The sequence below is a fragment of the Dapis hubbardiae BLCC-M172 genome (assembly GCF_050016015.1).
GTDB lineage: Bacteria > Cyanobacteriota > Cyanobacteriia > Cyanobacteriales > Microcoleaceae > Trichodesmium.
The window spans coordinates 36,396-49,549 of record NZ_JBNHEQ010000323.1 but is presented as its reverse complement, the minus strand read 5'-3'; the positions used below and the strand labels follow the sequence as shown (position 1 = coordinate 49,549).

The following is a 13,154-nucleotide window of genomic DNA, read 5'->3' as shown; positions in this document are numbered from 1 at the left end:
CTGAGATAGGACTTTTATACCATTTATTTAATTATTATAGCAATCCGCCCATAGGTCGTGGGTAATCAAAAAGTAGATAAAAAACTTGAAACTCCTGCCTGTTATCTGTTCCCCGTTCCCTGTTCCCTAAAAGCGGTAAGATTTTTATACACAAATAAAATAGGACTGCTATATTATATACCTTTACCTTATAAGTATTCAGACTGTTTTTTTGATATTTTTGGCTCAAGAATATCTTGTTTTCAACTGTATTGGAATCTGAATAACAAACTCTGTTCCTTCTCCTAATTGGGAATAACAAAATATTTTTCCACCATGTTTTTCTGTAATAATATCATGGCTAATTGATAAACCTAATCCTGTTCCTTTGCCAACTTCTTTAGTTGTAAAAAAAGGGTCAAATAATTTTAACTTTATTTCTTCGTTTATTCCCGGACCATTATCTATAATTCTGATAGTAACCCAATCAAAATTTAATACTTCTGTTTGTATTTGGATTTGAGGCGAATTTGCCTTAATCTCTTGAATATTTTTTTCTTGATATTCATTTAATGCATCAATAGCATTACTGATAATATTCATAAATACTTGGTTAATTTGCCCACAATAGCATTGTATTTTCGGCAATTTTCCGTAATTCTTAATCACTTTAATATTTGGAGAATTAGGTGTAGAGTACAAGCGATTTTTTAGAATCATTAAGGTACTATCTAAAGCTTCGTGAATATCTATATACTTAATTTCTGATTCATCTAAACGAGAAAAGATTCGCATTGTTCTGACAATTTCACGAATTCTTTGTGTTCCTATACTCATTGATTGGAGCAATTTTGTTAGGTCTTCGATGATAAATTCTAAATCAATCTCCTTAATTTCCTCTTGAATTTCTGGAGGTGGCTCTGGATAGTATTGCTGATATAATTGAATTAATCTTAATAAATTTTGAGCATATTCTTGAGCAGGACTCAAATTCCCATGGATAAAATTCACTGGGTTATTAATTTCATGGGCAATTCCAGCAGCTATTTTTCCTAAAGCTGAAAGTTTCTCTTTCTGAATTAACTGCATCTGAGTTTCTTGTAACTCATGTAAGGCCAGCTTTAACTTGGCTTGAATATTTAATTCCTGAATTTTTTGATTCAGTAGAATAAAGCTATTATTGGCTTCACTCTTTTTTTCCAGACGTAAAAGGAGTTGAGCTGCTGATTCAAGTTGCTTTGGCTGAATTACAGCTCCTTCTGAACGACAAATAACTGTATTTCCAGTAGATGTGCGAATTGTGAGGGAACCTATAACCATTTTCCGACTTCTTGAACAAGCCTGCAAATATTTCTTTATATTCTCTTCTTTGTCCGTGAGAAATTCACAAAGCTGTTTACCTTTTAACTCTTTAGTAGATAACTCAAACAGGGAAGTACCTGGCTTATTGATGGCTAGAATTTCACCTGTTGAATTGAGAAATATAGAGGGTTCAGGTAACACCCTAGCTAATTCAGTAAACTGTTCAGGAGTCATGTTTGATACTTTCACAAAAAATCTGGTTTAAAGCTTCCCCCCTTTCTGGGAGATTTTAATATTCTATAATTCAGACAAGTCTAAAAGCCTTGATTTGCTAAATCAAAAGATCATTTCTATCTCTTCAAACCAGTAAATAATATTATCTCTGCTTGAAAGTTATAAATAATTAAGTCTGAGGACTGAAGACAAAGTTAGGAGAGGCAATATGGGCAAAAGAAAAATACTTCTTACCTTCCCTGTATCTTCTCGATATAGCTCTGATAACATCTGAAAATGAGTTCTAATAATTAGGTTTGAGGATAGAAAAGAAAGAAGGTATTCATATCATGTCCGGTTGAATAATTAGAAATAATAAAGGAGGCGTTAGGAGTCAGGAGCAAAAAGGAAGGCATAATTACAGAGAAAGTTTTTTTCAACACTAATTAACCAGACATAATATAAATCAAATAAATGATGTTTTATGCTTTAAAGTATTCTCTTCCCTCTGCATCTTCTGCATCTTCTGTTAGTTTTAAATAAACTACTACCCGACAGCTCTCATCCCCTTCTGCAATTGTTTCTTGCAACTCAACTTTAGCATACCCTAAATTATTAGCTGTAATTGAACCAAAAACATTAGAAGTCATCATACACATAGAAGGACGATCAATAACTTTTTCAGCAAACGGACAAACTCGGTTACCAAAAACAATTTTTTCATCATCCTCCTCAATTATGTAAAAATCTCCTTGAATTCTTTTCTTCAAATCTACTAATACTTGAGCAACTTCTTCCCGAGAAAGGTTAGAAACGTTCAATGCAGATTTATAACTACTATTGATTTGGTCTCCCATAGCTTGACCTACAACACTAATAAAACCTGCTGCTTCTTCTAACCCGACAATCTCCTGTAATGTTCCCGATAGTTCCCGAATTAAGGTTCGTAGGAATACGTCTCGTTCGAGGATGAGATCAAGCTGAGAAATAGGGTTTGGAATATCTTGAGATAAACTCATAATCAAAATAATTGAGATTTTTATAACTTTTCTATTATCACTATAGCTGTATTTAATATCTGGACTACAATACTTTTTAATAATACTATAAATACATAGATTTTTCTTATACCAATTTTCTTGAAAAATGTTATATCAAATATGTGGAATTAGGTATAAAAAAAATGTCCGAGTAACTTATAGCGGTTTTCACTTCATGACTTGCATTACTTCTTCCTTCTTCCTTTAAACCGAAATCTCTGTACTCTAAAAAACATGAAAACTGCTATAATTCTTAAATATTTCCCTCTTCATCTTCCCTTCTAACTTCTGAGTCCTAAGTCCTAAGGAATTATGCGATGCTACCGGATTTGATATTAGACTATAGACATAAGACATAGACATGAAAAAGAAAAGATATAACTCTTTTTGCAAGAGTAGACAACAGCTCCAGAAGATAACAGGTAAAAGAGAAGAGATTTGAAGGAGGTTTTTTTAGGAAAAATTAGCAACTTTTCCGGAATTTGTCACAATTTATGCGAAAATCTAATTATTGATACACCCTGATTGATCAAACCCAGCCAAAATTGGCTGGGTTTTCTTTATTCTTTTTCTTTTGAAAGTTGGTACTAGATACTAAAATTATATAGCACTACGTTACCAATGGATAATGGATAATTAATCAATTTGGCTTATTGCCTCTCCGTTTCAAATTAAGAAGCATTTCTGCTTCATAAAACTGATATAAAACGTCATATAACGACATTTTAATATTTACTTCCTGCTTCTACTTCTCTCCATACCTATTCCCTGTTCCCTAAAACCCTAAATATATGTACTTCATAACAGCAGAAACCGCTGTAAATTTTGGCTTTTAACCTTTGTATTGTGCCTAGCGCTATAGGTGTTGAGAATTTTTTATAGGAGTTGCTTTGAGGATAATTTCTGGACTTCGGACGGATATCTTAGTTATCAAAATTACCGAATTATTAATAATTAAATAATTATGGTTTAAAGCCTCCCCTTGGATAGGGGAAAAAAGCGGTCGTTTCGGCGCTTGAGCCGACATGAAAAGCGGAGCTTCCCGTAGGGTGGGATGGCGTTAGCGGAGCGGCTCTGCATTCTTCGGGTCTCCTTTCCCTCCGGGACGCTACGCGTTTCGCTGCGCGACATATAAAGCGGAGCTTTGCGCTAGCAAACGCCATATCCAATCGACCAAGAGAAGAAATAATATTTCCTTATTTTAAATCAAGAACGGTTTTAACCAGAGGTAATTATCAATTATCAATTATCCATTATCAATTAATGAACCTATCTGAATTCTTAAGGAATTAGAATCTATATTCTACAGTCATTCAACAACGCCTTAAATTTTCTTAGGTTTTTCTACTAATAATCATAATTGTGACAGGGTTAAGAGGATTAAATCGAGTTAAATTAGCTACAGGTATAGAACGAGATAACTGCACCTGCAAAAGACGATAACTCCAAGAGCGATCGCTCCTTCTTCTTTCCTCTACCCAACTCACAGCAGTATGCAAATTTTCCAAAGTTGTAAATGCTAAAACTATTACTCCTCCAGGTAGCATTCTAATTCCACAAACTCCCAGAATATTTCTGAGTTTACCACTATTACCCCCAATAAAAATTCTATGGGGAGGGCGAAGATGATGTAAAATTTCGGGAGCATTACCGTGAATAGAAACTACATTTTTCACCTGAAAGCGACGGCAATTTTCTTCAATTAAACCTGTTCCTGCTGAAGTTTTTTCAATTGCATATACTATAGAATTACTGCAAAGGCGAGCAATTTCAACTGAAACAGAACCTGTTCCAGCACCAATATCCCATACTATTTGTCCTGGTTGTAAACTCAACTCAGCTAAAATTAACACCCGCACTTCCCGTTTCGTCATCAACCCTGGGCGGTCATCATAACTTAAAAAATAATTATCTGGTATCCCCAACAGAGGCAAATTAACTAAATCTACAGTTTGATTAGCTATTATAGCTTGACGCAATAATACTACCAAATTTAACGGTGCAAATATTTCCTGTTGTACTGCATCTATAGACAATTTTTGCACCCGTTCATCCTCACTACCAAGATTTTCACATACCCAAAATTGATATGTAGTTGGTAAATTTAAAGCTAGTAGCAAATTAGCGATCGCCTTTGGTGTATTCGTTGGATCTGTTAACACAGCAATTTTCTCAACTCCCTGCTGTAAAGCTTGAATTAACTCATCCATAGAGCGACCATGAACGCTAATTATTTTTGCATCTTGCCAAGGAATTTTGATGCGACTAAAAGCTAATTGTACAGAACTCAGATGGGGGTAAAACCTTAATTTTTCTGCTGGGAAATGTGTTACTAATAACCTTCCTAAACCAAAAAATAGGGGATCTCCTGAAGCTAAAACCACTATACAACTATTAGGAGTATCTAAATGCTGTCGTATTTCTACAATTGCCTCAAGTACATCTCCAAGTAAAATAGTTTCGGCGTTATGATTAGGAAAATAACGGAGATGGCGATCGCTTCCTACCAATAAAGTCGCTCTTTCCACAATTTTCCGTACTAACTCATTTAGTCCACTAACTCCATCTAAACCTATGCCAATAACATTTATAGTCACGATAATTACGTTTTTTCCCTACTTGTCCCTGAGTCTCTCCATCTAGTTTTTCACCTATTGTTCTATAAGTCTACACCCTATAGAATGGAAAATTTCTATAAGCGAATGACCAAAAAATAAGGTTTCCAGCCTTCCTTTTTCAGGGGATGAAAAAGATATTCGATCAAAAAAAATCCTTAACTGAACCGTATTGAGTAATAACTGTTAATGAAGTTCCTCCGCAGGAGACTAAGTGTTCAATAATTGATAATGGATAATTGATAATTACCTCTCCCTAAAACGGATTGGATTGAATAAAAGGAAAATAAATTCATTGTTTCTCCACGGCGAGTGAGAGGCTTTAAACCTTAATTATTCGGTAACTGATAATTGAAATAACCCGCCGAAAATGGAATTATTCGGCGGGACTCAAATTATATTCACCAATTCTTCTATCTATATAACTAATAGACTTCTCCAAAAATGAAAAATCAAATCAATTCTTATCCATAAATTATCAATTACTCCCCCCTGTTCCCTGTTCCCTGTTCCCTGTTCCCTCTTTTCTGGAGATATCTAATGAAGTCAGGTCTTATTTATGGCCTGATTTCATTGTAAATCTACTACAGGCCAATCAGGTTGTTGATAGTACCGCATCATATCATCAAACTTTCGGAGTTCTCCACGATTTACCAAAATTTCTGGAGTAGTTTCCAACCATTGATGATTTAGTTCTGAAATACTATCTGCCAAACCAGCAATATCTAAATCTGATAGAATTTCCCCAAAATATCCCAAGGTAACATGAGCAGTAAAATGATATTGCTGTTCAATACCTAAAGCAATGAAATTAGGATTTTGATAAATTGACCGACGTAATTTTAGAACTTGCTCATAAGAACCTTCATCTTTTGGCACTAAACAAACACCAATTGCTCTAGTCATGACTATAATTCCAAAAATTTGCCATTGAATTTTATGGCCATTTGGGGAAATAGATAACTCCTGAAAACTTTCTCCAATACAAGAGCGTAATTTTTCCTCAAATTGAGGATTATTTTGACTAGCATTTATAAAGGCACTTTCCCAAATTAAATCAGCCAAGGTTAAATGAAAACTATTGCTAGGTACCGGAATCATTAAACTGGGACCGAATAGTTCCTTTAATTTGTCTTGACATTGTTGTAAATGCTGATAAAAATTACTATTTTGTGAGTCCTCTTCCCCTGGTGGAGTAATTACCGAATAACCAGGAAAAGGTGTAGCCTGAAATTGGCCATCCAGCTTAGTAAATTTTGGAGAAGGTTGGATATATTCCAACTGAGACTTGTAACTTTGTAGTAGCGTCATCTGAGCTACTCGGTTAATGTAGTTCTGATATGTATCGTCCAATCTAATTGCCCCTTATCATTTCAGTTATCAGTTAGCCTCCTATCGGAGGAACTGCGTTAACAGTTAAAAGTTATCAGTACCTCCTGCTGAACCAGGAGGGTTCAAAATACGGAATATTATTTTTTTATCCCCTTGAAAGAGGAGGCTTGAAACCCAAATTTTTAGGTCAAATAATAGCTTCTTATGCCAATTTACCTCTACTTTGGCGAGGATGAATATTCAATGATGCAAGCTGTTAATGCTTTGCGTGAATCTGTCCTCGATCCTACCTGGGCTAGCTTTAATTATGACAAAATTTCGCCAGCAACAGATGCAGTTCAAACTGGATTAAATCAGGCCATGACTCCACCGTTTGGTTCTGGTAGTCGTTTTGTCTGGCTCGTCGATACTAATATAACTCAGCATTGCTCACAAAATTTGTTGGAAGATTTGGAACGGACTCTACCTCAAATTCCTGGAACAACTGTGCTATTATTTACTACTTCCAATAAACCTGATAAAAGACTTAAGTCTACAAAATTGATCCAAAAAGTGGCTCAAGTTCGAGATTTTTCTCCTATTCCTCCTTGGAAAACAGAATTATTGGAGCAGCAAGTCAAGGAAATGGCTCAGGAAATAGGAGTTAAACTTACTCCTGCTGGAATTACTTTTTTGGCAGAAGCTTTAGGTAACGATCGCCGACAACTCCATAGTGAGTTGACTAAATTGCAACTTTATGCTTCTCAAAATACTGTTTTAGATTTAGAAGTAATTACTACTCTGGTGGGGTCTCAGACTCAAAGTAGTCTAAAGTTGGCCACAGCTATTCGTTCGGGAGATACAGTTAAAGCTTTGGAGCTAGTATCAGATTTAATTGCCCACAATGAACATCCATTAAGAATAGTAGCCACTTTAGTAGGCCAATTTAGAACATGGTTTTGGGTAAAATTAATGATAGAGAGAGGAGAAAAAGATGAAAAGGCGATCGCCCAAGCTGCAGAAATAGGCAACCCTAAACGGGTATATTTTTTACGACAGGAGGTGAAGTCTTTATCATTAAATAAGTTACAGAAAACCTTACCTTTATTACTAGAGTTGGAGGTAAGTCTCAAGCAAGGAAAAGAGGAAATATCTACCCTACAAACCAAAGTCATTGAACTTTGTCAGCTATTTTCTCAGAAAAGATATGTCTAGAAAAGTTGATTAAACTATCAGGGGCTGAAACTCAAAATTCATAGTTAATTATCCTTACATTTATTAGAATAAATTACAGCAACCCTAAATAATTTATCAAAAATCAAGAAATAGATAAAAACTGGAAAATTATTACTTCTGTTGCCTGTTGTATTTTTACCGAAAAATCAAGGTTAAAAGCTTATCCTTTCAAGGAAAAACAAGAAAAATTTTTCCTTTTATTCAATCCTCTTCCTAAAAGGAAGAGGTAATTATCAATTATCAATTATTGAATAAATGTTTTGTTCACAACCTATTTGGGATTGCTATATAATATTTGTGCTTCAGGTTTTTTCTGGCCATAATTAAATTTATGGGGATGTATGTGAAAGGCAAAAAAGAAAAAATTATAGACTGGAAAAAAACTTAAAAATATTTCACAATTAATTCCAACCTGATTACCAATGGATAATGGATAATTGATAATTACTCTATCCGGCTTTATTGCCTCTCCTAATAATGAATAATCCTCAATCTTCAATATCATTTTGTAAGCATTTAGGTATGATAAGTCAGTATTTTATACGGAAAAAGCTTTTGAAAGTAATAACTAAAAACATTAGCTGCTGATACCAATTAACTTTAAAAATGTCACAAATATAGTCATTCTGAATAAGACTGGGACGAGTGTTTGTTTACCTAGAAAGGGTTTCAGGCAAAAAAGTGTTTCATCCTTATTTGGAATGACTATAGTTTCAAACTTTAGATGTGAAAGAATTTCCTGAAACTACTGTAGCGTAAAAGTTATGAGTCTATAAAATCTTAATGCATGACTTTTGAATTCCGTGAAACGGTATGACTAATTCCATTCATAACTTTTAATTATCCTAATTGTCCTGGGAGATTAATTCCTCCTTCGGTCTGATAATTAGTTAATAACTTATAACTGACGGCTCAATACTTAGCCTATCTCAAATCACTATTTTTCAAAATTCATAAAGTTAACATCAGCATAATTCTAGAATCAGCTCAAGTATTTAATAACTTTTTTGGCTATAGTTAGGGGAGTCCGAGATTTTCTTAAGACTTGTAGTATAATCATTTTTTCAACCAAAGGTATAGACAGATAAAAAGCAAATTTTAATCATTCCATCTTGTGAAAAATTGATAATTTCTGGTAATATAAAACCTAGTAGCAGGTTTTGATAATCCTGCAAATTCTTGGCAGTTGGGCAACCCCGATCCGAGCGGTTGAATATCTTTCCCCCTGTTTAAATCTAGGGTCAAAGTTCCCTTCTTAGGTAGAGACTTAAAACCTAATTTTTTGAAAAATCAAGAATCTACCATTAAGATGGTGAAAATTTTCACCTTTGCCGAAAATACCATTTCCTAATGAAACTGCACTTAATAAAATATAGTTGAAGGGATTAAGTAAGGTTGATTTGTTGCCATCAAATATTTATGGTAAGTTCCTGATAAATCTAATTTATAAGGGTTGAAACTGTAATTAAATATTCAGCAGCGATCTGTGCCAAAAAAATCAGCTTTAATAGGGAATTATTAAGGGCATTGTTACAAAGAAATGGTATAAGAATATCAAAATTGATTATAGTAATTAAGTAAATTAACTGTTCGCCCTTCAGCCCAAAGGAGCGCTAGTCATGACATCAAACAATCTGCGGGAACTTGCTAAACAAGGAGATCCAAAAGTTATCTCCTCAATTATCAATCATTCACTACAAAAAAAAGGGATTGATGTCCAAGTAACTAAGGACAATGATTCTCTTGAAGTTAAACTCGAATCGGATCAAATTTCTAATCAACAAGCTTCTCTTGTTGAATTTATCCGAACTGGAATCGAGAAATTGGGAGTTGAATCAATTAACAATGTCAAGGTATATGGTGTTCAGACTGGAGATAGTAGACCAGTCTGGGAAGAGGAATTTTTTTTAGGTACGCCACCAATACCCGATACATACGAAGTTGAAGAAGAATCTGAACGAGAAGATTTTTCAGAAACTGTAGATGACTTCGATCAAGACTTGGAAACTGTATACGAAACAGAAACAGATGAAGATTATTACGAGGAAGGAGAATACGACGAGGAAGGAGAATACGAAGAAGAAGATGATGATTTATCAGAGCAACCTCAGTCTCAAAAAAAGAAGATTCCTTTAATCCCGTTAATATTCGGAGGTGTATTAGCAGTAGTAGCTGCCCTTGCTGCATTGCACTTTAGTGGAATATTTCCACTTCCATTACCATTTCTGAGTCAGTCAAAGTCAGAAAACACTGAAGCTAATCAGACTAAGGAACCTACATCAGAAACTTCTCCTGACGATCCTCAGACTTCAGCAACTCCAAAAACAGAAACTACAGCAGCCGACTCTAACCCTTGGTATTTTGGTGTCACGAGCGCCCAAAGTGCTGCCCAAAAAGCTCAGACAGCTCAAACAAAATCTGAATGGAATGCAGTAGCTAGTGACTGGCAAAAAGCTGTCGATCTAATGAAAAAAGTGCCAGAGTCTGACCCAAATTATCAAACAGCACAAACAAAAGTTCTTGAGTATCAAAATAATTTAGATATAGCAAAGCAGAGAGCAGATAAAGCTCCTAATTAGGAATCAGCAAACAAAAATATGAAACTTTTTGTACCAGGTCGCCTTTGTTTATTTGGAGAACATAGTGACTGGGCAGCAGGGTATCGCCTTATTAACCCCCAAATAGAGAAAGGTTATACTATTGTAGTAGGAATTAATCAAGGAATTTATGCAGATGTCAAACCCCATCCCACTGATTTAATTGTCAAGACAACTTTCAATAATGACAATCTGATACAGTCATTTAAGTTGCCTATGGAGCCAAAAAAATTATTAGCAGAAGCTCGCCGGGGAGGGGTTTTTAGTTATGTGGCTGGAGTTGCATATCAACTTATCAAAAATTATCCAGTAGGTGGTTTAGAAATAGATAATTATTTCACAGATTTACCAATTAAAAAAGGTCTATCATCAAGTGCTGCTATTTGTGTATTGGTGGCTAGAGCTTTTAACTTATTGTATGATTTAAACCTAAGTATTAGAGATGAAATGGAGTTAGCTTATCAGGGAGAAGTTACTACCCCTTCTCGTTGTGGTAGGATGGACCAAGCTTGTGCTTATGGTAAGCAGCCAATTATGATGATATTTGATGGGGAAAAAACAGATATTATCGAACTTAATCAGCCAAAAAAAGATTTATTTTTCGCGATCGTTGACTTAGGTGCTAGCAAAGATACTACAGAAATATTGACTAGATTAAATAAATGTTATACAGAAGAACTCAATGACATAAATGAGAATGTACAACATTATCTTGGGGTTATTAATGCTGATATTACTCAACAAGCAGCATTAGCCTTGCAACAAGGGGATGCAGAAAAAATAGGTAGCTTGATGGTCAAAGCACAAACCGAATTTGATAAATATATGATACCCGCTTGTCCTTCACAATTAACATCTCCTGTACTGCACTCATTACTCAATTATCCACCTCTCCAAGAATATATTTGGGGTGGTAAAGGAGTAGGGTCTCAAGGAGATGGAACAGCTCAATTTATTGCTAAAGATGCAGCTAGTCAAGATAAGCTAATTGAAATAATTAAGGATAATTTTCCTAGAATGCAATGTTTGAAATTAGTAGTTAGAGGTGGCGTTGTCAACTAAATATTAAATCTGGGATACTACTAAGGGTTCACATCCTGCCAGTAGAGTCTTGGTATCCATTCCCTCTACTAGCAATATTCATAACTTAGGCAAAATAAGGTATTTCTGTCATTATGTTTTCGGTTATCGCCGACATATTTGCAGAGTAGTTATACCAATTCCCATGCATTAATGCTATACTTGATTAATACTTCAGTTATTAAGTAATTACCTTGGGAGAATTACCTTTTTGCTGATTTGAGACAATTTAATCTTTGATTATCCTTATTTTGACTTCTCCCGTACGGACGTATCGCTGCGCGACATGTTTGCGGAGCATTCCGGAACGGAAAACGCATTTTTGTTATCCAACGTCCGTACACTCCCCTACTCCCCTACTCAATCAAATGTAGAAAAGTTTTTGAGAAATGGTATTAGTCAGGATAGTCATCTCAAGTCCATACTTTTGTGCTAGATGACTAAACCCTGATTCAGTTAATATTTCAACCTTCTTGGATATTGGAAATAGTTGGTTTTTCTTGTTTCCGATACTATGAGTGCTAACAATTATTAACAATGCACAGCAAGATTAACCTACTGAGGGAGTATCTCCCAATGTGGTAGAAAATTTTTCTACCACGATGCATGATCAAAATTCCACGCGCTCCATTTAAGTCGCGATAGAACATCCGTTCCGCTTCGCGATCGAGGCGGAAACCAACCGATACCAGTAACAATTTTTTGGCTACCTAAATTGTTGAGGATTTCACCAGTCCAGCTAACGGTTTTGCTAGTATAAGCTTCACTTACATCTAAGACTATTTTGTTGTATTCAGCAGCTTTATGTTTCAAGAAAAGCTCAAACCTGTAATGCGCCCAAGTCAACATTTGCCTAACTGATTGACAAAATATCCCTCTATTTTTGCGCCACAATTTATCTGAACACTTATATGAGTTAGAGGATAAATAAGAATCTAGATTTTTCCTGTTAATTTTCACCTTAAAGCCAAAAACAGGCGTTGGTGAATACTGGGATGATTGAGACTGACACGGGGACACGGAGAAACGGAGAAACGGGGATTATGGTTGATGCTCTCTGACAAAATCATCCCGCAACTATGCAATGCCCCAGAAACAAATAGGGAGAATCTGGAAATTTTGACAATATTGATACATTAAGTAGGTAATGATTTTCAAGGGTTTAATTAGCCTCTAAATCTCAGTCAATTAAAATTCCCGACTCTCCATTCCACTTATTCTTCTATTTGTGAGCCATTACCATTAGTATCACTAGCTTTTTCATCATCCACTTGTTTCAAATGAATATGTTTGTATCCTAGCTTGATTTCAAATTCATCTCCTGGTTTTAAACCCATCGTTTCAGTATAAGTAGCTCCTATAACGATTTGGCCATTCTTATGAACGCTAACTCGATAAGTTGGTTCCCTACCGCGACCATCTTTCGTACCATTAGCATCTAAAGGAACTCCTTTTGCTGCTAAAAGTGCATCATAAAAATCTGTGAGATTAACACGAGTATCATCACTTTTTGTGACTGTGTAATATCCACAGCGTTTAGCAGTTTCTCTTCGTGGTAAGTCAGAAAGTTCTTTTACTTTTTGTAGCAAAGCCTTTCCCGTTAGTGGGAGTGTCGCATTTTCAACCATAGTTCTTAATAATTCTCCTTACTCTATTAATACTATACTAAATCAATTTTAGTGAAAATTGTTAGGCTTATTAATAATATATACTGAAATTTATCAATTGTGCAAAAAAAATTTTCCTCAAGGATTATATTGTCTAAGGCCATTAATATTTAA

9 protein-coding genes are annotated in these 13,154 nt (G+C 35.0%); 3 read left to right on the top strand and 6 right to left on the bottom strand.

Annotation, left to right across the window (positions count from 1 at the left end; translation table 11 throughout):
• Window positions 1-225 precede the first annotated feature (225 nt).
• From ACP6PK_RS30110 to ACP6PK_RS30095, 4 genes are all read right to left on the bottom strand, one after another.
• Window positions 226-1,530 (bottom strand): ATP-binding protein, encoded by a 1,305-nt coding sequence (locus tag ACP6PK_RS30110; protein WP_426565250.1) that lies wholly within the window; start codon window positions 1,528-1,530, stop codon window positions 226-228.
• Between the two features lie 446 nt (window positions 1,531-1,976).
• Complete coding sequence (locus ACP6PK_RS30105; RefSeq protein ID WP_426565248.1) at window positions 1,977-2,513, bottom strand: methanogen output domain 1-containing protein; 537 nt, start codon at window positions 2,511-2,513, stop codon at window positions 1,977-1,979.
• A 1,355-nt stretch (window positions 2,514-3,868) separates the two neighbouring features.
• A complete protein-coding gene (cbiE, locus tag ACP6PK_RS30100) occupies window positions 3,869-5,131 on the bottom strand; it encodes a precorrin-6y C5,15-methyltransferase (decarboxylating) subunit CbiE (RefSeq protein ID WP_426565246.1) in 1,263 nt (420 codons plus the stop codon).
• A gap of 588 nt (window positions 5,132-5,719) precedes the next feature.
• Complete coding sequence (locus ACP6PK_RS30095; RefSeq protein WP_426565244.1) at window positions 5,720-6,502, bottom strand: DUF1868 domain-containing protein; 783 nt, start codon at window positions 6,500-6,502, stop codon at window positions 5,720-5,722.
• A 183-nt stretch (window positions 6,503-6,685) separates the two neighbouring features.
• On the opposite strand from ACP6PK_RS30095, the gene holA reads away from it, so the two are divergent.
• From holA to ACP6PK_RS30080, 3 genes are all read left to right on the top strand, one after another.
• Entirely contained in the window at window positions 6,686-7,675 is a 990-nt protein-coding gene (gene holA, locus ACP6PK_RS30090) for a DNA polymerase III subunit delta (protein ID WP_426565242.1), read from the top strand.
• A gap of 1,640 nt (window positions 7,676-9,315) precedes the next feature.
• A complete protein-coding gene (locus ACP6PK_RS30085; protein WP_426565240.1) occupies window positions 9,316-10,275 on the top strand; it encodes a hypothetical protein in 960 nt (319 codons plus the stop codon).
• A gap of 18 nt (window positions 10,276-10,293) precedes the next feature.
• A complete protein-coding gene (locus tag ACP6PK_RS30080; RefSeq protein WP_094674987.1) occupies window positions 10,294-11,355 on the top strand; it encodes a mevalonate kinase family protein in 1,062 nt (353 codons plus the stop codon).
• Window positions 11,356-11,967: 612 nt separating this feature from the next.
• Here the strand turns inward: ACP6PK_RS30080 and ACP6PK_RS30075 are convergent.
• On the bottom strand, window positions 11,968-12,222 hold the full coding sequence (locus tag ACP6PK_RS30075; RefSeq protein WP_426565277.1) for a zinc ribbon domain-containing protein: 255 nt from the start codon (window positions 12,220-12,222) through the stop codon (window positions 11,968-11,970).
• 365 nt (window positions 12,223-12,587) lie between these two features.
• On the bottom strand, window positions 12,588-13,001 hold the full coding sequence (locus tag ACP6PK_RS30070; RefSeq protein WP_426565238.1) for an AbrB family transcriptional regulator: 414 nt from the start codon (window positions 12,999-13,001) through the stop codon (window positions 12,588-12,590).
• Between the last annotated feature and the right edge of the window lie 153 nt (window positions 13,002-13,154).

Bases quoted from the DNA above. Each gene is read 5' to 3' on its own strand.
- ACP6PK_RS30105 (WP_426565248.1), bottom strand. From the start codon at position 2,513: ATGAGTTTATCTCAAGATATTCCAAACCCTATTTCTCAGCTTGATCTC.
- ACP6PK_RS30075 (WP_426565277.1), bottom strand. From the start codon at position 12,222: ATGTTGACTTGGGCGCATTACAGGTTTGAGCTTTTCTTGAAACATAAA.
- holA (WP_426565242.1), top strand. From the start codon at position 6,686: ATGCCAATTTACCTCTACTTTGGCGAGGATGAATATTCAATGATGCAA.
- ACP6PK_RS30085 (WP_426565240.1), top strand. From the start codon at position 9,316: ATGACATCAAACAATCTGCGGGAACTTGCTAAACAAGGAGATCCAAAA.
- ACP6PK_RS30070 (WP_426565238.1), bottom strand. From the start codon at position 13,001: ATGGTTGAAAATGCGACACTCCCACTAACGGGAAAGGCTTTGCTACAA.
- ACP6PK_RS30080 (WP_094674987.1), top strand. From the start codon at position 10,294: ATGAAACTTTTTGTACCAGGTCGCCTTTGTTTATTTGGAGAACATAGT.